Source organism: Streptomyces sp. NPDC001393 (assembly GCF_053597455.1).
This window is the reverse complement of the sequence record NZ_JBSFIH010000002.1, coordinates 122,887-142,713: the sequence shown is the minus strand read 5'-3', so window position 1 is coordinate 142,713 and position 19,827 is coordinate 122,887. Positions and strand designations below refer to the sequence as shown.

At 66.0% G+C, this 19,827-nt stretch carries 15 protein-coding genes; 3 read left to right on the top strand and 12 right to left on the bottom strand.

Annotated features, from left to right (window positions below; all coding sequences use genetic code 11):
- Positions 1-161: 161 nt before the first annotated feature.
- On the top strand, positions 162-2,129 hold the full coding sequence (dcm, locus tag ACWC2T_RS03630; RefSeq protein WP_450669060.1) for a DNA (cytosine-5-)-methyltransferase: 1,968 nt from the start codon (positions 162-164) through the stop codon (positions 2,127-2,129).
- Here dcm and ACWC2T_RS03625 read toward each other — a convergent pair.
- Entirely contained in the window at positions 2,068-2,565 is a 498-nt protein-coding gene (locus tag ACWC2T_RS03625; protein WP_004939603.1) for a very short patch repair endonuclease, read from the bottom strand. The two genes, dcm and ACWC2T_RS03625, sit on opposite strands and share 62 nt — an antisense overlap.
- A gap of 55 nt (positions 2,566-2,620) precedes the next feature.
- On the opposite strand from ACWC2T_RS03625, the gene ACWC2T_RS03620 reads away from it, so the two are divergent.
- Positions 2,621-2,809, top strand: a complete 189-nt coding sequence (locus ACWC2T_RS03620; protein ID WP_004939606.1) for an AbrB/MazE/SpoVT family DNA-binding domain-containing protein — start codon at positions 2,621-2,623, stop codon at positions 2,807-2,809.
- 28 nt (positions 2,810-2,837) lie between these two features.
- Here the strand turns inward: ACWC2T_RS03620 and ACWC2T_RS03615 are convergent, their stop codons facing one another.
- The 4 genes from ACWC2T_RS03615 to ACWC2T_RS03600 all read right to left on the bottom strand — a co-directional run bounded on the left by ACWC2T_RS03615 (position 2,838) and on the right by ACWC2T_RS03600 (position 10,157).
- Positions 2,838-4,847, bottom strand: a complete 2,010-nt coding sequence (locus ACWC2T_RS03615; protein ID WP_450668806.1) for an AIPR family protein — start codon at positions 4,845-4,847, stop codon at positions 2,838-2,840.
- Positions 4,840-5,850: a PD-(D/E)XK motif protein gene (locus ACWC2T_RS03610; protein WP_200422307.1), complete on the bottom strand. Its 1,011-nt coding sequence runs from the start codon at positions 5,848-5,850 to the stop codon at positions 4,840-4,842. Before ACWC2T_RS03610 ends, ACWC2T_RS03615 begins: the two co-directional genes overlap by 8 nt.
- Complete coding sequence (locus ACWC2T_RS03605) at positions 5,847-8,618, bottom strand: Z1 domain-containing protein (RefSeq protein ID WP_200422308.1); 2,772 nt, start codon at positions 8,616-8,618, stop codon at positions 5,847-5,849. The genes ACWC2T_RS03610 and ACWC2T_RS03605 overlap by 4 nt, the downstream gene beginning before the upstream one ends.
- A 63-nt stretch (positions 8,619-8,681) precedes the next feature.
- Positions 8,682-10,157: an ATP-binding protein gene (locus ACWC2T_RS03600; RefSeq protein WP_055704535.1), complete on the bottom strand. Its 1,476-nt coding sequence runs from the start codon at positions 10,155-10,157 to the stop codon at positions 8,682-8,684.
- Positions 10,158-10,651: 494 nt separating this feature from the next.
- Between ACWC2T_RS03600 and ACWC2T_RS03595 the strand changes: the two genes are divergently transcribed.
- Positions 10,652-11,302: a hypothetical protein gene (locus tag ACWC2T_RS03595; protein WP_055704534.1), complete on the top strand. Its 651-nt coding sequence runs from the start codon at positions 10,652-10,654 to the stop codon at positions 11,300-11,302.
- An 88-nt stretch (positions 11,303-11,390) separates the two neighbouring features.
- On the opposite strand, the gene ACWC2T_RS03590 is transcribed toward ACWC2T_RS03595, so the two are convergent.
- The 7 genes from ACWC2T_RS03590 to ACWC2T_RS03560 all read right to left on the bottom strand — a co-directional run bounded on the left by ACWC2T_RS03590 (position 11,391) and on the right by ACWC2T_RS03560 (position 19,698).
- Entirely contained in the window at positions 11,391-12,248 is an 858-nt protein-coding gene (locus ACWC2T_RS03590) for a hypothetical protein (RefSeq protein ID WP_450668805.1), read from the bottom strand.
- Positions 12,249-12,329: 81 nt separating this feature from the next.
- The gene (locus ACWC2T_RS03585; RefSeq protein WP_450668804.1) at positions 12,330-12,953 is read right to left on the bottom strand and encodes a nucleotidyltransferase domain-containing protein; all 624 of its coding nucleotides are present in this window, start codon (positions 12,951-12,953) and stop codon (positions 12,330-12,332) included.
- A 71-nt stretch (positions 12,954-13,024) separates the two neighbouring features.
- Positions 13,025-14,341: an aspartate--tRNA(Asn) ligase gene (gene aspS, locus ACWC2T_RS03580; protein ID WP_450668803.1), complete on the bottom strand. Its 1,317-nt coding sequence runs from the start codon at positions 14,339-14,341 to the stop codon at positions 13,025-13,027.
- Positions 14,342-14,869: 528 nt separating this feature from the next.
- A complete protein-coding gene (locus tag ACWC2T_RS03575; protein WP_142218652.1) occupies positions 14,870-15,598 on the bottom strand; it encodes a hypothetical protein in 729 nt (242 codons plus the stop codon).
- A gap of 194 nt (positions 15,599-15,792) precedes the next feature.
- Positions 15,793-17,904, bottom strand: a complete 2,112-nt coding sequence (locus tag ACWC2T_RS03570; protein WP_450668802.1) for a hypothetical protein — start codon at positions 17,902-17,904, stop codon at positions 15,793-15,795.
- A 62-nt stretch (positions 17,905-17,966) separates the two neighbouring features.
- Positions 17,967-18,458 carry an NUDIX domain-containing protein gene (locus ACWC2T_RS03565; RefSeq protein ID WP_079048563.1) on the bottom strand — a complete coding sequence of 164 codons (492 nt, stop codon included), beginning with the start codon at positions 18,456-18,458 and terminating at the stop codon, positions 17,967-17,969.
- 10 nt (positions 18,459-18,468) lie between these two features.
- On the bottom strand, positions 18,469-19,698 hold the full coding sequence (locus ACWC2T_RS03560; RefSeq protein WP_450668801.1) for a helix-turn-helix domain-containing protein: 1,230 nt from the start codon (positions 19,696-19,698) through the stop codon (positions 18,469-18,471).
- Between the last annotated feature and the right edge of the window lie 129 nt (positions 19,699-19,827).

Sequence of the window (19,827 nt, the reverse complement as noted above, 5' to 3'; positions counted from 1 at the left end):
CCGAGGACTGGGGGGCCGCGCGGACTCGCGCCGGTACCCGGCAGAGCGCAGCATCGGTCTCACGGGATTTCCGGAGGTCAGCGTGGTGGAATCCTTGCCTCCACCAGCGCGTCTGTGATCTCCTGGTGCTCGTTGTTCTCGCTGGTGTGGAGGTGCGTGCTGTGCAGGAGTCGCACTATGGCGTACCCCTGGAACGGAGCGACTATCTCAAGCTCCCGCGGCACCGGCACAGCTGCAGGCCCGAGCGGTTCGCAAAGTGGCTCGAAGGGTACGGCAAGGGGCGTCGCCTCGCCGTGGACCTCTTCTCCGGAGCAGGCGGTCTGAGTCTTGGGCTTCAGCGAGCTGGCTGGACCACTGCAGCCGCTGTCGACTTCGACGAGCGTGCCCTTGAGACCCATGCGGCCAACTTCCCCGGCATGAGTCTGCACATGGACCTGGGGAACCCAGCCGAGCGTGACAGGCTCGAGGAGCTGCTGGAGCCGGCGAAGGGGAAGATCGATCTGGTGGCGGGGGGCCCGCCGTGCCAGCCGTTCAGCAGGGCTGGGCGGAGCAAGATCCGCCACCTCGTAGAGCACCATGGCCGCGACCCTCACGACCTCCGTAAAGAGCTGTGGAGCGCGTACCTGGACGTCATAAAGAGGATCAGGCCGCGCGCCGTCCTCATGGAGAACGTCCCGGACATGGGCCTCGGCGACGACTTCTTCGTGGTCCGCGTGATCGAGCAGCAGCTCGAGGAGCTCGGCTACGCAACCCAGGTACGCCTTGTCGACGCATGGCGCTACGGAGTACCCCAGCACCGGAAGCGGCTCATCCTTCTGGCCAGGAACGACATCGAGAGGTTCGAGTGGCAGCAGGAGGTCGCCGAGGACGAACGCACCACCCTGCGCCACGCCATTGGTGACCTCCCTCCCCTCACCGTGGTGCCCACGGAGCGTGTCGGCGAGCGTGAGATGGCCTACGGCACCCCCTCCGAAGATCTGTCCGACTTTGCCAGGGAGATGCGCAAGCGCGCGAAGCGTGAGGTCGTCTTCGACCACATGACCCGGAGGGTCAGGCCGGACGACTGGGTGATCTTCGACAGCATGGACTCCGACACCCTGTACTCGGACATCGACCCGGAGCTCCAGCGGTACAGCGCCGAGCACTTCACCGACAAGTACAAGAAGCTTGACTGGGACGACCTGAGCAGGTCGATCACCGCCCACATCGCCAAGGACGGCTACTGGTACATCCATCCGGACCAGAACCGCACCCTGACCGTTCGGGAGGCGGCACGGGTACAGACCTTCCCGGACCGGTTCAGGTTCGCTGGGACGCGTAGTGACGCCTTCCGGCAGATCGGCAACGCGGTGCCACCCCTCCTGGGCAAGGCCGCCGCGGAAGTGCTGTTGCCTGTCGAGGGGCGCCAGGCCGGGGAAGGCGGACTCCAGCCCCGCTGGCGCACGGCCCGCGAGGACCTGACTGCCTGGGCGGAACGGCAGCGCAACGGGGAGAACTGGTACCAGTTGCCCAAGCTGTCGTCAGTGCACGCGGCGGTCGTGGCGGTGTTGGCGGGAACCCGGGTGCAGCCTGGTCAGATGCACGAGATGCTCGAGACGATCCGGGAGCACGCGACTCTGACCAAGTCCGCTCTGCGCACTCTCCTTGAATCAGCCCCCACGGCAGCCGTTCGGGCGCGCCTCGACAGGCTGACCGCCGTGGCCGGCAAGTCAAGTGTCTGGTCCGAGGACGAGGAGAAGCAGAAGGAGCTGCCCAAGCGCCTGGGGATGAAACCAGCCGAGGGCGCGCTCTACCGGCTGCTGATCGATGACGACCTTCTGTGGGTGGGACAGAGTGCGCTGCGCGTCGCTGCCCGGCTGCACGACAGCGACTCTGACCGCACCAACCGGCTCAGTGACGGCCGGGTGCACTTGGTGAAGCTCGTCGGTGCAGGAGAAAAGGCCCCCCTGCGCATGGCTGCGCTACGACTCATCGGAAGCACCCTGTGCAACGCGAAGAATCCTCTCTGTGACCAGTGTCCTCTCAGTAGCTACTGCGCGGGCAGGGAAAGTGCTGCGGGTGACCTGGTCACGGATGCTCTGAGTGGGACGCACGGTCGGCAGCCTGTTCCTGCCCAGTCACGCGAGTAGGAGCCGGACACCGCTCGGCAACCATGAGTGCTGCCGCCGCTGGACTGGCCTTGACCTCGCACTCCCAGACCCGGAGCACGGTCCATCCGGCGGCCTCCGCTGCTTCCGTGTTGCGTCTGTCTCGGGCCCTGTTGGTCTCGATCTTGTCCGTCCAACGCTCGGCGTTCGGTCCGCGGAACACCTTGGGGCCGTGCTTCGGGCAGCCGTGCCAGAAGCAGCCGTCAACAAAGACGGCCACGTGGTATCTGGGAAGCACGAAGTCGGCCGTGCACCTGGGAGCCACTCTCTGGTGAAGGCGGAACCTGAGGCCCAGCCGGTGCACCGCCTTCCTGAGGGCCACCTCCGGCCTGGTGTCCCTCACGCGCCGGCCGCGAAGGTGCTCACCCTCCGGAGTGGCGACCCACCCACGGTCCGGCGTCAGCCCTCCTCCACTCATGACCACATTCCCAGTCTGTAGACGTCCTCGACTCGGAGGGTGCCACACTCTTCCCATGCTCCGGGAACCAGCCGAACTCCATGTCGATGATCAGGGTCGGGTCGAGCTGCCGCTCGGCCTGCTGGCGGAGGCCGGCATCGCACCGGGCTCCGATCTCGTCGCCTTCAGTGACGGTGACGGACGGATCGTCCTGAGGCGGGCCGAGGACGCTGTCAGGGACTTGGTCGAGAAGGGCATGCTCTGACCGAGGACTCAGGACCTGCGTGGTCCCATCACTGAGCAGGAGTGAACCCCAGGCGCAGAGCCTCGCTACGCGCGTGAAGGGCCTGGAGTGCCTGTGTCTCGGGCACCTCTTGGCCGTTCTCCATCCGTCTCCCGACGGACTGGGCCAGCTGCCTCTGCCAGGGTTCGAGGTTGTGCGTCTCCTTGGCCCACCGCTCCAGCGCGTACCACTCGCCGGTTGGCACAACCAGGAGTTCCTCGACCGCCCCCTCGGCGTCCGGGCTGCCGCCGGCCAGTGCTGCTTCGTCCAGGGGCAGGTCCAGGAGTTCGGCCGCCAGGGCATCGGGGACCGCCCAGCGCACTCGTGAAACGGCGTCCCAACACCCCACCTTCTTGGCCCACTCGCCCACGTGGTTGCCCTCCAGCGGGTTCGTCACCGCCTCCATGACGCGGGGGCACAGATCGTCCACCGCGGCTTCCAGGGCGGCGGAGATCCCCTGCTCACGCCAGATCCGGTCAAGGTCGATCCGCTGCTTGGTGGCCAGGGACAGCCTCGCCATCGTGTACGTCGTCACAAGGCTCTTGTGACTGCCCGCTCCATGGCCGGCGGCAACCTGGTCCACGGCCTTGAACAGGATCGCCATTGCGATCACCCGCTGGCAGTACTGGATGTCGACACGTGGTGGCGCCTCGTCGATACGCAGCATGAACTCGACAAAGTTCTTCTGTGCACCCCGACTCACCAGGTGGGGCAGCTGGATCCACGAGTGGACGAACTTCGCCAGATCGGCCTTGGTGAACCTCTTCTTCGTCGGATTGATCCTCTTGAACTGGCGTTGTCGGGCAGGCGTACGGGCTTTGGCGAGCTCGTCCGTGTACTGGCCGCGTGCCCGCTCGTAGAACCAGTGGGTCTCCTGACCACTGCCGTCGGCTGCGGGAGCCCAGAGGGAACGGGTGATCCGCTGGATCGCCACGTGATACTCGTGGTTCGAGCTGAAGTCGACCTGGGTCACCCGGTTCTGCGTGTTCGAGTACTCCGAGATCTTGGGAACAATCTCGGTGAGACGCTCGGGCGAGACCTCCGTCAACTTCATCTGGACCCGGACCTGGGACAAGTCGGCCTTGTCCCGTGACCGGGCATAGTGGAGTGACGCCGTGGTCTGCCCGCCGTTGACGATCTGGAGGCCGTGTACGCGGGAGATGTGGGTCGGCTCTCCGTCCGGGCCTGTCACGAAGTCGACCTGGGAGGCCGTTGCCGTGATCCCGTTGTTGTAGGCCAGGAAGCGGCCGGGCGCGTGCAACAGGGTCTCCCGGATGCCTCGGTTCACGGAACCACGGGCCTGCAGGAACGAACGCACATTGAGTTCGAGAAGCCGTGTCCCGTGCTCCGCGTACAGCTCCGCCAGCAACTCTCCGGGTATCACAGCGAGCACGACGGAATGGTCCCGCTCCGAACTCGGAGCGGAAACGCAGGGCAGCGGAGGCGTGAAGGGAACCACGATGGGCTCGCTGAGCGATCCCGACGTCTCGTGACGGTGCAGCCGCGCCAGGTCCCACACCTCGTGGACGACCGGGAGGCCGTCGAAGTGGGTGGGTGGGACCTCCACGGTCGTGGCGACGCGGTTGCTGAGGAGGAAGAGCCTGATCCTCTGCACCTCGGTCAGGGCCTTCTCGACCGCCTCGCACATGTCGTACACGTCGAAGGACTCGTCAATATGTTGCTGCAGGCCCTCCTGGCAACGACGTGCGAAGGTCAACAGCCGTTTGAACGAGGTTTCGGTCTGGGCCTTGGTGAGTTTCGTCTCCAGCGGGGCCAGGTGGAAATCGGTGAGGAAGAGGTCCAAGGACTCACCCGCCTCTCCAATGCCGTACGCATGGACCTCGTGACCGTGGGCCTTGTGGTACGCGCTGAAGGTGTTGGAGACGACGCCGGCATTTTCCAGGTCGAACAGGACCCTGTGTGTGAACGCCTCCGGAGTTGTCGTTCCCTCGGCGTCCGCGGTCGCCTGAATGTCAGCGACGAGGCTCCGGGAGTACTCGGCCAGGTCCTGCTCACTCATGGGCTCCCCCGATCAACATGCTCACATCGTCGACTGACGCCAGATAGCTGTCCAACCCCGAGACGGTCACGTGGTAGGTGCAGTCGCTGACGCCCTCGGGAAGGTCCGACTCGACAAGCCTGGGAAAGCCATCCCGAACGTGCCAGAAGCGTAGGTCACGAACGGTGTATCGAGGTTCGTCATAGAGATCGTGATGTCCGGGCAGGTAACCTGCCTGGATAAGCAGGCCGTCGAATCGGGCCCTGGCAGCAGCGCTGGCAAGGTGCCCCCGGACGCGCTCCACACGACGGTTCAGGCTCTCGCCGGACCCACCCCGTCGTTCGTCGAGCACCATCATGCACAGCAGCAGGTGCGGGACACCGGTGTCGTCCAGCTGTCGCTCACTCGCTATGCGGACGCTGCGGGGGTGCTTCGCGGCACTGGCCTTGACCTCGATCGCGACTCCAGGGAGTTGGAAGTCCTGGTTGGCGCCTGTCGGTCCCGTCCAGGACTCCACAGCCTCGGTCTCGGACAGGGTGCTCAGGAGGTGGTCACCAAGCACCAGAAGTTCCCCGTAGAGCCCCCTCCGCGCCTCCGCTCCCAGCCCGTCCGTGCCAACCGTGCGCAGGAGATCCTGCCAGCGCTCGAACCTGCTCACGGCGGCTGTCAGAGCGTCGGCAGCGGCCGGCGCTGAACGCGCGGTGTCGGCAACGTCGGTCACGAGTGGGTTGAACACTTCCCGGAGGTCGTTCGCCGTAAGGACCAACTGGAGCTCGTACTCGAGACGGGACACCGCACTCAGCTGCATCTCGATGCCGGCCGCCCGGGGCAGTCGCCCAACCGAACGCACGATGTGGTCTGCCGAGCGGGCGTCGGCCCTGAGTACCAGCATGCGCTGTCCCCCTGGATGGGCGACGGAGAGGAACACGTCCAGCGGGGAGTCCGGATGCAACCGACGGCTGGAGCGTCCTGGCGAGTCGTGAGGGCGCTCAAGCTCGTGCCAGTCCTCCTCGGTGACCGTCACGCCTCGTCCTCCTCGTCGAGGGCGTAGATGTCCTCCTGCAGGTAGATGCTGTTCGCCACGTACTCGGTCTTCGACTGGTTACGGGAGTAGGGAAAGCTCACCTGGAAGCCCACCAGCGGCAGCTCCGGGGAGTCGTCCTCGGATCCCGGTACTTCAATGGGATAGATGAGTAGCAGGGCTTGGTCGGGACGTCGCTGACGACGGAGGTACGGACCCGACGGGTGCTTCGGGACCGAGGTCTTCTCCTTCTGCTTCGCTGCCTTCCCAGCGGCCGCCCGTGCCGCTTCAAGCTGTGCTTCGTCGAGGTCGAGGCCCTCGTCGCGCGGGCTGAGGACACGACGGATCGTGTACCGCCCCTCTGCTCTGAACTCCGGGTTGAGCGGGGCACGCGTAACTGGTCCGACCGAATGCCCGGCGACGTCCACGTGAGTGGCCGCCGACTTGCCTACCAGGCAGACGGTCCAGTTGCCCAGCTCACCCACCTTGGCACACTGTTCGATGTACTTTGCGATGAGTCGGGGACGGACCCTCTGGGCCATGCGGTCGGTCTCGTAGGAGGCCACGAACTCGGAGACCACTTCCGGCGGTACCCCCCGCCACATCACCGTGCCGCCGCTGACCGCCGTTTCGGGTTCCGTGATGCCGTCGAGGTGCCGCACCAGGTCCTCGAGCGACTTGAAGTTACGCTTCACAGCTCGGTCGGCAAGGTTGAAGATCACCGTCTCAGGCCCCTCGCCGGAGTAACTGAGCAGGATCCTCTCACTCTGCCTCATCTTGTTCGCCGCAGTGACCATGAGCCCCAGCGACGACGAGCGGACCTTCAGACCGAACTGCCGGGGTGTAAGACCGAGCGTGGCCATCTCCTCGACCTCGCGGCGTAGTTCATCGGTCGCAGCCGTGACCTCCACGTAGGCGTCCTCGACGGCAGGCGTGGTGTACAGCCTGCACAGGTCCTCGTACCCGGGTCGGTACCCGAACCACCTGCCCATCTGGAGCAGCGTGTCGTACGTGTTGGCCCAGCGCAGGTAGTAACTGACCGTGAGCCCTGAAAGCGTGAGGCCCCGGGACAGCTTCTGGCCGCCGATGGCGATGACAGAGAGGCCGTCCTTGCGGTTGTCGTAGTAGTCGAGAGCGTCCCGGGAAGTGCCGTTCACCGCCTTGACCTGGATCTTCCTGATCGCGTCCAGAAGCTCCGTCGACACCTGCTCCCAGGTCAGAGGTTCAGCCTCGTCAGCCGGGAAGTGCGCGGTGGTGGGAACGAAGTCGCGCTCCCAGAGTTCCTGGAACTCCGCAAGAAGCTTCGGCCCTTTCCCGTACCGGTCACGGAGCGAGTCCACAAGGAAGTGCAGGTGGTCCTCCACCTGTTCGCGGACAAGGCTCTGCACAGCCGTGAACCGGGTCACGTGCACCAACATGGAGTTGTGCACCCTTACCTGGCCCCTGGCCCGGCGAGCCGCGCACGAGAGCACGAACGACGCAACGGCCTCACGTAGAGACCGAGGGAGATCCCCACGGGGCCTGTCGCCGGCCTTGTGCCGGCTCGGCAACCAGCTGTCGGAGTCGTTCACGTGACGCACCAGCGGCAGCGGATCCACGTCCTCCTCATCCTCGTCATCCACCTGGAGTCCAAACACGCGCTCCGGGCCGAGATAGTTCGAGGGCGAGGGGAGGCTGCGGATGAAGCTCTCCGGGAAGAGATCCCCGCCCACCTCGTCGTGGTCTGCGTCGGGGTCGATGTAGATGTTGGCGAACGGAGTGGCCGTGTACCCGACGTACGCCGCCCTGTCGAAACTGTTGATGAGGTCTCGGATCGCCCTGTTTGTCCTGGTGGGGTCGTCGTCAGGATCGCGGACCGTGTTGATCGACGCGTTGTCGGCCTCGTCGTCGATGACCAGGAGCGGAACGTCGCGCACGATCTTGCGGCCGTTCTCGCCCTCGGTGCCCTGCACGTCGGTCACCCACCTGCGCAGGTACTCGAGAATCTTCCAGTGCTTCTTGACGACGAGCACTACAGGAAAGCTGCCGAGCGGGAAGTTGATCGTGGCTGCGGCCTGGCGTCCGAAGTCTCCCTTCTCGGAGCTGTTCGTCGGAGACGCGATGTCGAGCTTCTTGCCCTGCAGCGGCATGAGTCCAGCACCGATGGTGCGGGAGTCCCCGTTCTCGTTGGAGCGCATCTGGTGCTGGGTGTCGAAGCCCAGCAGGCCCTCGTCTATGCGCAGTTGCGTCTGGCTCCGGAGGTCGTTGTGGATGCCGGCGAGAACTACGACGAGCTTGTAGCCCGCGTCAACCGCCTTGGAAGCGAGTCCGATGTACTGTCCGGTCTTGCCTGACTGCACCTGGCCGATCACGAGCCCCTTGCGGCGCCAGGGGCCAGGCCGCCGCGGATCCTCCAGTTGACTCAAGACCTCGTCCGAGGTCTGGTCCAGCCGTCGCACGACCGAAAGCGGCAGGTCCTCGACATCCTCGAGGAACCAGCGGTATCGCTCCCAGAAATCCCAGGAACGGTTGTTCTTCGCCTCAGGGAGCCAGGGCTCGTGCCCCTTGGGGTCAACGAGTCCCAGGGAACGCTCCTGGAACACCGTGATCATGGCCTCGATCTCCTTGGCCAGCTGGTCCCGGTCCAGAGTTTCCCCCTGTGCGGCCAGCATGCCGAAGATCGCGTTGACCGCGATCTGCACCTCGTCCGGGCTGGGCTGCCGGTCCTGTGGCAGGAAGCTGCGTACCAACCGCTTCGCCTTTGCGAGGGGTTCGTCGGGGGTGGAGCTCACGGGGAACCTCCAACTGGTCTGAGACGGTATGGAGCAGAGTATGGGGGACCACCGACAACAGGCTCAGGTACTCCAGAACCCCTGTAGCTGGTCGAAGGGAGACATGGTGCGCAGCCGTTCGCGCGCTGCAGCAGGCGAACGGCCACCTGAGACAAGGGACTCGTAGATGCGCTGTGCGACCTCGGTCGCAGTCTCGTCAGCGGGACCCGCCCCGCCGAAGGGATCGGGATCGTCGCTGGTGTCGGTCTCGTGCATCACACGGAGTGTGGCGACGGGTACCGTCTCCTCCAGGAGACGGATCAGAGCACGGACGTCAGCCGGGTTCGCGCCTCCCTGCCTCAGCGTGGCCTGGACCAGCGGATGACTGCGGTTGATCCGGCAGGTGAGCCGGCCGTCCGCACGACGTACGTTCCAGACGTACACCAGGGGATCGCCGTGTGTACGTGCGGCGACCTGGCCGCGGTGTCGCAGCACCTCTGCGGCCCTCGTGCGGGCCTGACGTGCGATGCGATGAAGGTGGGGTCGTAGGCTGACAGGCGGGACGACGCTGGATTTTCGCACGTCTACTCCCCACTCGGCGTCTGACTCAGCCGGGATGTCGACAGATATGCGAGCGAGGTTGTACTTCTCCTCGCGACGCATCCCGCGCTGCCCCAACCAGTCCCCCGCAAGAATCAGACGGTTGCGCCGGTACACGTAGAAGCCCTGCTGATCAAGCCATCCCTGCGGTCCTGCCGCATGGCTGAACTCATCAGGAGTCAGGCGGTGGGCGCTCGGGAGGACGAACGCTTCGACCCTCACCGATCCGTTACCCAGGGGAAGTTCCTCGGCAGGCAGCCGCTGGACCGAGGGATGAGCAGTCATGAAGGGGTCCCAGGGCTGTACGGCGGTTCCTGAAACCCTTAGAGCGCGTCGCCGGGTTCCCACGAGGAACCGTGCGAAGACCATGCCGAGATGCGCCTCGGTGCGTGTGGCCTCGGCGTAGAACTGCTTCTGGGTACGCTCGTCGTCCTCGGTGACAGCGACGGTGTGATAGCCGTTGAGCCGACGCCACAGCACCACCGTGCCATGGCCGCCGCAAGGCCGGACTCTCTGGAGAATGGCGGCGGTGTCGTCGTCGGCCCCGTGGAGCAACCGCCACTCGCCGTACTTCTCGACCACGTCGAGGTCCCACGTGCGCGTGTGCCACTGGCCGTCGCAGGCTGTCGCCACGGTGAGCTGTCTCGCCTGCGAGAACGACGCGGACTTCAGACCGACCCCGAACCGCCCCAGATCAGTGGGCGAGCGAGGCGTTGCCGGTCCTCGCGCCGCCACGGTCATGGCCGTGACGAGTTCCTCCTGGCTCATGCCGTCGCCATCGTCCACGACCGCGATCCAGGAGTCGCTTCCGGCCCAGGCGAACTCGACGTCGATGTTCTGTGCCTTCGCGGAGATGCTGTTGTCGACGAGATCGGCAATCGCTGCCGGCAACGAGTAGCCCAGCGAGCTCAGCGAGGCGACCATCCCGGCGGGCTCGGGAGCTGCGATGTCGTACGTCATGTGTGGTCCCAGTCCCACTTCTCCCCGGGACCCTCGGTCGGTGCACAGCTGTCCCGGAGAGCCAGAGGCACCAGGCGGACAGAGACCGCGACTGGAACACGCCTGCCAGGCCGGTCACGCAGGGCTCCCCCCACCCGCCGCTAATGGTACTGGCACGGAGGAACAGGACCTCCGTATGTCCGCAGCCAGGAGCAGTCGTTGTGCTGCAGCTTCGGAGCGACATGGTGCAGGCGCCCCGAGGCTGGCTGCGCGTCCGCTTCAGCTACTCCCGCGACCCGGCCATCGCTCGGAAGTACAGAGCGCGTTCGGGCTGTGTTCTAGACCCGCGCCTCGGCGGCCCGCCGGATACCTGTGCCATGGGGCCAGACCGGAACGAGACGAGAGCGGCGATGGCAATCGTCAGCGCAACCAGGCGTGCAAGCGACTGATGTGAATGGGCCAAGGGCAGGGTTACGGTGGGGTAGAAGGTCGCTGACAACTACTTGGAGCCGCCCGTGATTCCGGTCGTGGACATAGAGGTTGACCCCAGCTTTCCTGCCAATGTGGCGTTAGGTCTGCCACCTGAGGACGAGATCGATGAAGAGGGATACGGGTTCTTTCGGGGAGTGTGGGACATCGGCGATGTGAGCCACGAGGAGGCCGTCGCCATGGTCAAGGAGGAGCGACACCTCTCCAACCTGGTCGACCGTGCCGCGCTGACCCACGTTGACTTCGAGGCAATCGCCAACGCGTTGGAGTCAAACGACCCGGACAGCCTGCCAGCAGGCTTTGTCGCCGAGCATCCCGAGAGTGAGATCGTCGAACTCGTCGGGGACGGCTATACCGCCGAACCACTTCTCGGCTCCCTTGAACTCGGCGTGGCGGGCCTCTCGTATGCCCTTACATCCATTGGCTGCTTCACTGCGGCAAGCTGCCGGAGCCACCTGTCCGATCACTCATGGTCTCCGCGGCCGGTTGTCTACTTCGCAGCGGAGCGCCCGACCGTCCACTGGCTGACACCGTTGGTCCGCGACACAGGATGCGGTTTCGACGACGGCAGTAGCCACGGACGGTTGTTGATCGTGGAAGCGCCGTCGATCACGAACTTCATGGACTTGGCCAGCCGCATACTGGGGCAGGTGGAGCGGCAGTCCCCTCGCAGGTAGGTAGCTGTTGCCGGATCGGCGGTTTTCGATCTTGAGCAGCATCCGTCGAACATGCCCCGGCTTCGGCGTGCAGAGCTACCTCTCGCGATCACCCGGCCTGGAGCTGCTTGATGACCTCCTCGGCCATGCGTCCTGCTGGCCGCAGCCGGGGATCCTCAGGGTGCGCGTACGGACCAAGAAGCCTTGAGCAAACGAACAGCGTCATCAGCTTGCCGTCCCGAGTCTCGAAGTCGCGCCGGCGCTCCCGCCACACGCGATCAGCCAAGGCTGGGATCACAAGGGAACTCGCCCACAATGTCGCGCTGTCCAGCCCCAGCGGCGCGCTGCCCCAGTCCTCCCAGTCGAAGAGGCTGAACACCGGTGCGGTGATATTGGCCCAGTTCAGGTCGGCGTGGGCTGGCACCCACCGCTCGACGGTCGTGTCGAAGTCCTCGGGGAAAACACTGCGGATGGACGCAGTGACGAGCTCCTGGGTGATGGCGGCGGTGTCCGGCGTGGCGATCCGCCTCGTGGGCTGCGACGCCAGCGCGTCCAATGTGGCGTTCAACGCATTCCACCACTCGTCCGGAAGCTTCGGAGCCTGGCTCAGCACAGCGGTGCCGACAGGAGGGCTCGGCAGGAGCTCGGTCTCGTCTGCCCGCCACATCGCCGAGCCGTCTCCCGCTCGCCAGACCATACATCCGTGCCATTCGGGCTGGGCGACGCCTTCGAGACGTGCGGCACACTCTGTGCCGTTCCACCCCTGTTCTGGGATCTGGGCGTGTGCGCGCCGCTCCACCCGGATCCACGTATCACGGTCTGTCCGGGCCCCGACGGTCCGACGCTTGCGGATCACCGAATCCGGGAGTAGGGACACCTGGAGACACCGCTCAACCCGATCAAGAACCTCGTCGACCGGCTCCACCCGTAGATCAACTGGCTGCGTTGCGGGACTTGAGAGCGCCATATCGGCGACCGTAGCAGCGGAGCGAGCCCGGCTCAGGCAGTCGAGGTATCGGCGTGCGACACGGCGAAGACGGCTGGCCTCTCAGGTTCGGTCTGCGGACAAGAGACGTTTCCGCCAGGGATGGTCCGGGGCGGTCATCGCGATCGAATCCGCTAGCCAGACGCGTTGTGACTCGTCCAGGAGCGGCAATACCGCTTCGAAGTCAGTCTCGTCCTTGTCCCGTGTGGCCTTCGTCTTGTAGAAGAGCTGCACCTCGGGCGCAAGGTAAGGGATGCCGGTCGGACTCCTCCGCCCCAATCGCGCGAGCGGAAGTCGGACCCCTGGGTTGCGCCGCGAGACCCACTGGGCGCCCTCGGCCTCGTCCAGCATGAGTTGCACCGACCAGGGCGCCTTACGTGTGCGTCTGCACCAGATGTCGTGGAGGGGCACTTCAAGCATCTCGCCCGGACGCCAGGGACGCAGGTGCCCCGCGCCAGGCGGGTCCGCAACGTGCATGTCCCAGTCGCTCAGCATCTCTCGCGCGAGCGCCTGGTCGCGGCGGAGGACCAGGACGTCGAGATCGCCGTGCGGGCGTAGCTCGCGACCGACGGCGAGTTCGATCGCGTACCCGCCGGCGATCCACCACGGGAAGTCGGCTTCGGCGAACATCGCGGCCAGGTCCTCCGGGCGCGTCGGCACCCAAGGCCCCAGTTCGTGAACACTCATCCGTCCATGCTTTCAGCGAACGAGGCTCTGGTAGAGGGGGACATCACAGGTAGGCAGAATGCAGTGGTCGGCTAGGGGGTGAGCCGGTTTGGTCCGCGGAAGAGGAAGGTGGCCTCGCGGATCGACTCCAGGCCGAGCATGACCATCAGTACGCGTCCGAGGCCCATGCCCAGCCCGCCGTGTGGCGGGCACCCGTACCGGAACGCGTTCAGGTAGTCCTGCATCGGCTCCGGGCTCATGCCCTTCTCGGCGGCCTGCTTCAGCAACACGTCGTAGCGGTGCTCGCGCTGGGCGCCGGTGGTGATCTCCAGGCCCTTCCAGAGCAGGTCGAAGCTCAGGGTCACGCTGGGGTCGTCGGCCGGCCGCATGTGGTAGAAGGGTCGGCTGCTGACGGGATAGTGGGTGATGAACACGAACTCGTGGCCGGTGGCCTGCTGGATATGGGCGTGGGCGCGGATGCGTCGCTCGCCCTCCGGGCCTAGGTCCTCCTTGATCCCCTCCGGGGTCCAGCCGCCCTTGCGCAGGATCTCGTGCGCCTCGGCCATGGTGATGTGGGGGAAGGGCGTCGTGGGGACCGTGATCTCCACACAGAACCGCTCGCGGACGGCCTCGCCGTGGGTGTCGGCGACTTTGGCGATGGCGTGGGTGAGCATCCGCTCCTCGAACGCCATGACGTCATCGATGCCGTCGATCCAGGCGAGCTCGACGTCGACGCCGGTGAACTCGGTGGCGTGCCGGGAGGTGAACGACGGCTCGGCACGAAAGACGGGGCCGATCTCGAAGACCTTCTCGATGCCGGCCGAGATCGCCATCTGCTTGTAGAACTGCGGCGACTGGGCCAGGTAGGCGCTGCGGCCGAAGTAGCCGAGCTCGAAGACCTCCGCTCCGGATTCCGAGGCGGTGCCCATGAGCTTGGGGGTGTGCATCTCCGTGGCGCCCTGCGCGTAGGCGTACTCGCGCAGCCCCTGTTCCAGGGTGGTCTGCACGGCGAACATCAGCTGGGCGGCGGGACGGCGGCGCACGTCCAGGAAGCGCCAGTCCAGCCGGTGCTCGATGCCCGTCTGCTCGTCGATCGGCAGCGGGGTGGCGGCCGGGTTCAGGACCTCGACGGTCTCCGGAACGATCTCCAGGCCGCCTAGCTTGACCTGGGCGGCGTCCGTGACCCGTCCGGTGATCTTGACGGCGGATTCGGGAGTGAGGGCTTGGAGCCGGGCCTCCAGCGGCCCGTTGTCACGCTTGTGGGTCACCTGCACCATGCCGGTTCCGTCGCGTACGACGACGAATTGCATCTTGCTCTGCAGGCGCAGGGTGTTCACCCAGCCGAAGACGGTGACGGTACGGCCGACGTGTTCTCGCAGGTCGGAGACGTGTACGCGGCTTTGGATCATTGCGGTCCTCCGAAGGACATCGTCATGATCCCTTGGGAGTGCGGGCGAGAAGGGCAACTCGCGGTACCACCGCACTTTCACCGCCACCAGGTGGCGGCCTCGTTCTGGCCCGGTGACGGGGGCCAGCCGGCGGGGCATTGGGCCATAAGAGAGGCCGTTCCTCCCCGCGCTCGGGAGGGTCTTCGCCTCGGGGCGCGAGACCGCCTTCCCAGCTGCCGGCGGCTCTCTCTGCTCGCGTGGTCCCTGGCTACTCGTCTCCGTCAACGCGTTGCCCGGAAGGATGCGAACGCCGCGATCGCGTCCGCAATCGAGAATGCACCCAGCGTACGCGGTCGGCCTCATACTGCCTGAGATCGGATATCCGCCCGTCCTTGTTGGCCGCAGCCTGGCTCGGGGCCCCCGCCCTTGCTACTCCGTCGCCCAGATGAATGTCGATGCCGCATCGTTCCGGTAGAGCAGGACGTCGCGGAGAACCTGGTGTTGCTGGGACTCGGGAATCTACTCGTCCCCTTCGGGCCACCGCCGGATCTACCCTTGAGTGCCTCCGAGCTCCTTGGCGATGTCGGCGATCCGCTGCTCCGTCTTGATCGCGGCCTTGCGCTGACGCTCCAGTTTCGCCTTAGCTGCCCGAAGCTCGGTAGCCAAGCGCTCCTGCTGGACCTTGCCGTCGGAGTCCTCCGTGGGCCCGACGAGCGCGGCCTCGATCACGCCTCGCCGCTCCCCGCAGGTCGGGCATTGCACAACGGATGTCGAGTAGTGCTGGTGGTCGCGGTGTTGGGTGCGGCGAACGGTGTGGTCACAAGTGAGTGTGAGGTCCCAGTCGTTCAAATCCCGCTTGTCGGTCTTATGGCCGAAAAGGATCTTTGCGATGGCCCTCGCCTGTTCCTCACCCATGGGAGGAGGTGGGCAGCAGTGGCCACAATGCTGGGTGCGGGACCCACTCACCGTCCAGCGATGGGCTCGACACTCGCCATGCCGCTCCTTGTATCGGGCCTCCTCCGCGTCGTACTCGGCCCGTTCTTCAGACGTCATCCGCAACAGCGGTGGCCGGTCGCCGAGGCCGTCGAGAATCGGCTCGCCGCAGCCACGGCAGGGATGCCCCGCTATCAGCTCCTCACGGCTCAGGTACATGCCTTCCCGTTGCCACTGCTCGCGCTTTTCCTCCTGGCGCCGGTCGTCCTCCTCAGCCTGCAGTGCTTTTCTGCGGGCTCCCGCTCGGGCCCGCTGCTGCCGCTGCTCCTCCGTCAGTTTGCCCACGGTGGCCTCCGGTCTATTGCTCGCGGGCCCAGTGTGAGACAGAAGGTCCGCAGTCCCGTTGCTTTGACCGTCCTGCGCTTCCGTATGTCTTGAGATAACTGATCAAGAAAGACAACTGACCGGAATTGATCTCAGACGGCATGCCGATCCGATCCTGAGCACGTCGAAGGAAGTGCGCCCGGGTCGAGCCGGCGTCAGGAACGCCGGAGCTCGCTCTTGTCGAGGACGAGGAGCTCCAGCCCGGCGTCGGAGCAGAGCTCGGCGGCCTGCTCGCGGGTGGCCCGGAGGACGGTGTCGACGGCGGCGAGGAGGTGGATATCGACACCGAGGCGGGCGCTTAGGGCGATGTCGTGGGTGAGCTGTTCGGTCGTGAAGTGGGACGCGGACGCCTTGACCTCGCCGGACAGCACGCGCCCGCCGTAGAGGCCGAAGACATCGGCCTCGCCGCGTGTCTGGTCGGAGAACCACAGGTTGACGCCGGGCAGGAAGTACGAGTTCGGCTCCCTCTCTGTCAGCGCGGCGATGACGAGCAGGTGGGGGAGGAGGCCCTGGTCGCTGGCGCGGTCCACGAAGCTGTCCAGCCGGTAGAAGACGGATAGCCCGTCCGCAGTGGTCTCGTAGCGGGAAGGGGCGGAGCAGCCTGGGCACACCGGTCGGCGTTGGGTCTGCTCGAAGGGGTGGAAGGTGCGGACGCCGCACTGGACACAGTTTGTTTCCACCCCGCGTTCGGCCCAGCCGAGCGCGCACAGGCGCTCAGCCGCCTCGGAGGCTCGCTTCGGCGGCAGCTCCAACTTCGTGGTGGGGCGGTAGCGACGCTCGGCACGGCCACCCCACATTGATGCCAGCTCGACCAACTGTGCGAAGTCGTCCGATCCTTCCGCTTTGATCTTCCGCAGCTCCTTGAGGAGTTCCTTGGACCGGGGAGTCGTGAGGGCGATCACCGCTTCGTACACCCCTGGTTCGAGCAGAGCGGCGATCTCGGCCTGTGCTTGCAACGCGACCCCGAGCTTGCCCTTGTCAGACAGGGTGTGGCGGGTGCTCGCCTCCGCCAACACTGCTTCGGCGGCCTGCGCGAGCGTGGGCACGGTGATCGAAAAGATGTACTCGTTCTGTGCGTGAGAGCGCAGCTGAATGCTGTCGCCGCGCCACTCCGCGGCCTTCTCGACCAGCGTCGCGACGCAGTTGCGCCGTGGGAGGCCGTCGAACGGGCTACCCCATGCCCGGATCAGCGCCCAGCTGCCTTGGGTGTGGAAGTGCACGGGCGAGGTGAACCGAAGTGTGCTCGCATCTCCGGCGAACACGTGTGCGTCGAACGAGGTCGACAATCCGTACTCGCGCTCCCGCAGCAGCCACTGGCGTGGATCTAGGTCGGTCCGGTAGGTGAAGGGAGCCTGCCGAAGCGCGGGAGTGGGGAACTCTGTGCCGGCCCTGACCTCTTCCTCCGTGTGCTGCAGCTCCAGGACCTTGGCGATCTCGTGCAATTGCTCTTGGGGGACGTTTCTGCTGAGCAGCATCACATCGGGGGCGAATTCCGCAGGTCGGCTGAGCATACCGGTCAGCTGCTGGGCGAGGCCCAGCCAGTGCTGGACCTGTCCGGTAGGTAGCAGCAGCATAGGCATCCCGGCGCGGCTGGCCGGCCGGAGCGCGCGGGCGTTCCAGAACGCTAGGCAGTCCTCGACGTCGTCGGGCGCGGTGACCCACACGGCTGCGGGCAGCGATCCGAAGGCGTTGCTGCGGTGCTCGCCGAACTGCGCGATCGTGCTCTGCAGATGGGTGGCTCCGTACAGCTGCGTCCGGCCGTACTCGTCGGGCAGGCCCGAGCGCACGGCGAGAGCGGTGTGTCGCAGCTCATCCGCCTGGTCCTCGCTGAGGAGGCCAGCAGCAGCCACTTGCCACAGCGGCGCTCCCTCCACAGCGACGACCGGCAGGGTGGATGGCTGCACAGGGGGGTTGACGTGCAGCGGATGGCAGGTGAACATCGCGGCGCCAGCATGGTCGATCTGGGCGATCGGGATGCAGGTCAGGCTCAGGGCGGCAGCCGCGCGCTGGGCGAGCGCGTCGTCGACGTCCACGTTGACGACAGCTTCGACCTTCGCGGTGGCTACCGTCTGCCGCAGCTCGTCGGGGATCTCGCCGTTCTCCGGAATGGCAAGGATGGGTTCGGTCATCCCGCCCCACCGAGTGCTCGCTTCCTGCACTGCGCGACGGAAACCGGTGTCGCTTCCCACGCGGATGAGATAGGCGGCGCGCGCCGGCAGCACAGCGGCCTGCATCATTGACTGGCCGAGATAGTCCCTTCGATCCATGCAGACGATCCTGGCAGCACCGGGAAGGCGCTAACCCTGTTTCGCCCTCTTGAACTCCATGTTCAGCGGCGTTCCGCCCCTGCTCCTGGCGACATCCCGTGTTCCAAGTAGGCGGTCAAGCCGCTCGCGCGAGCCTGGATGCCGGCAGTGATTCGGCGTACGAGGCGGGGGATGGTGATCTCGGGCAGCTCTTCGGCGTGGTGAAAGCCGAAGCCGCGGAGCTCGTCGGCTTGCAGCGCGATCTGCTGGCGTTGGCCTGCACTGAGGCGGCCCCCGTCGAAGAGATAGAGGACCTTGTCGCCCTCTCCCGGGTTCGGTGCCCAGTCCACGACGAGCAGGCGACCGATGGGGGGCTTGATGCCTAGCTCCTCGTGGACTTCGCGCACGCAGGCTTGCAGGGGCGACTCCCCGTGCTCGACGTATCCGCCGGGGATATCGCGATAGTCCTTGTACGAGGGTTCGATGAGCAGGATTCGGTCGGCGTCGTCGAAGAAGAGTGCGCCTGCTGCCATGCGCGGGTGGGCCATCTTCGCTTCGTGCTCGTTTTCGCTCACGGGATGGACTCTAGCCACCCACGACGCCGAGTCTGCGTGCCAGGTCCGCCACGGGTTGGGACGGGCGGCCACGGGTGCCGCGGATCCAGCCGATGACCAGTTCCCGACTCAGGTAGTGGTGGCGTACCTGTTCGGGAGCGGCTCGTTCGGCGTCCAGCAACCTGGCCAGGGCTTCGTCGGTCCGGTTCCAGGCGCTGAGTGCGCGGGCGACTTCCAGGCTGTGCCTCACACGCCGTTCGACAGGCAAGCCACTGGTGTCGATGCGTTGTCCGAGGTCCACGGCTATCTGGATGTCACCGAGCTCTCTGGCGGTGGCGACGCAGTGGATGGCCACATTGGTCGGTCCGAAGGCCGTCCATAGGTGGTTGGCGTCGGTGCCCAGCCGCTGCGCGGCTTCGTCGGCCTCCCGAAGGAAGGTCTGTGTGGTTGCCCGGTCCTCCGCTCGGGCGGCCGCCATAGCGCCGGCGAGGAAGAGCGTGCCGTAGACGGAAAGGTACTCGTCGTTTGCGGTGCCCAGATCCGGCTGCATGACGGCTGCCGCATCGTTCACCATCTGGATCGCCGCGGTGAAGCGGCCGGTAGCCATCAGACAGTGCGTGACCGCCCGGAAGAGCGAGCCCGTCACCGAGTTCTGGCCGCTCTGTTGCGCGGCTGCCAATCCACGGTCGGCGGCGATCCACGCCAGTTCCGACTCGCCGACCTTACCCAGCACCAGTGCCGCACCGTGGTAGGCCAGGGCGAGCTCGGCATGAGCCTCCTCCCGTTCGCGCCCTGAGTACGCGCGGGAGGCGGCAAGGGCATCGGCCAGGACAAATGGAAGCCGTCGAGTGGCGAAGCCGTACCGGGAGACTTGGTAGGCATCGAGGACTTCCTTCACGTCGGCCCGCAAGCGCTCCAGAGCAGGTGGTTCCTCGTCGGGTGAGGTTCCCAACAAAGGCGTGAGCTGCCTGTAGTCCATGAGGGCGTTTCGCAAGGCCGGGACTGTATGCCGGCCGCTGTCGTTGGACCACTCCATGAGGGTCGGTTCGGCGAGCAGGTCTCCGAGGGACACGTCGAGGGCTTCGGCAAGTGAAGTGATCACCGAGAGGCGGTCGAGCTCGATCCGGTTGTTCTCCGCTTTGCTCAGCCAGTCCGTGGTGCGTCCGACAAGGCCGGCCAGGACCTCTTGAGAAAGGCCGCGTCGGCGCCGGTACCAGGCGACGCGCTCCCCGGTGGTCAGATGCTCTGTGATTCCTCGCATGTCCTGAGCATCACCTCGTGGCCGAAAGGGGCCCCGGAAGGATTTTCCGGGGTGCCGCGGGACTCCCCGCCTACTGTCGCAGGAGACCGAGAAGGCCGCAGGGCAACGTCATCAACTCCCTTGTGTCGG

What these genes read in the sequence shown, in the direction of transcription:
- ACWC2T_RS03615 (WP_450668806.1), bottom strand. Translation starts at nt 4,847, where the DNA reads ATGAGTGAGCAGGACCTGGCCGAGTACTCCCGGAGCCTCGTCGCTGAC.
- ACWC2T_RS03560 (WP_450668801.1), bottom strand. Translation starts at nt 19,698, where the DNA reads ATGCGAGGAATCACAGAGCATCTGACCACCGGGGAGCGCGTCGCCTGG.
- ACWC2T_RS03590 (WP_450668805.1), bottom strand. Translation starts at nt 12,248, where the DNA reads ATGGCGCTCTCAAGTCCCGCAACGCAGCCAGTTGATCTACGGGTGGAG.
- ACWC2T_RS03585 (WP_450668804.1), bottom strand. Translation starts at nt 12,953, where the DNA reads ATGAGTGTTCACGAACTGGGGCCTTGGGTGCCGACGCGCCCGGAGGAC.
- ACWC2T_RS03625 (WP_004939603.1), bottom strand. Translation starts at nt 2,565, where the DNA reads ATGAGTGGAGGAGGGCTGACGCCGGACCGTGGGTGGGTCGCCACTCCG.
- ACWC2T_RS03600 (WP_055704535.1), bottom strand. Translation starts at nt 10,157, where the DNA reads ATGACGTACGACATCGCAGCTCCCGAGCCCGCCGGGATGGTCGCCTCG.
- ACWC2T_RS03620 (WP_004939606.1), top strand. Translation starts at nt 2,621, where the DNA reads ATGCTCCGGGAACCAGCCGAACTCCATGTCGATGATCAGGGTCGGGTC.
- ACWC2T_RS03570 (WP_450668802.1), bottom strand. Translation starts at nt 17,904, where the DNA reads ATGGATCGAAGGGACTATCTCGGCCAGTCAATGATGCAGGCCGCTGTG.
- aspS (WP_450668803.1), bottom strand. Translation starts at nt 14,341, where the DNA reads ATGATCCAAAGCCGCGTACACGTCTCCGACCTGCGAGAACACGTCGGC.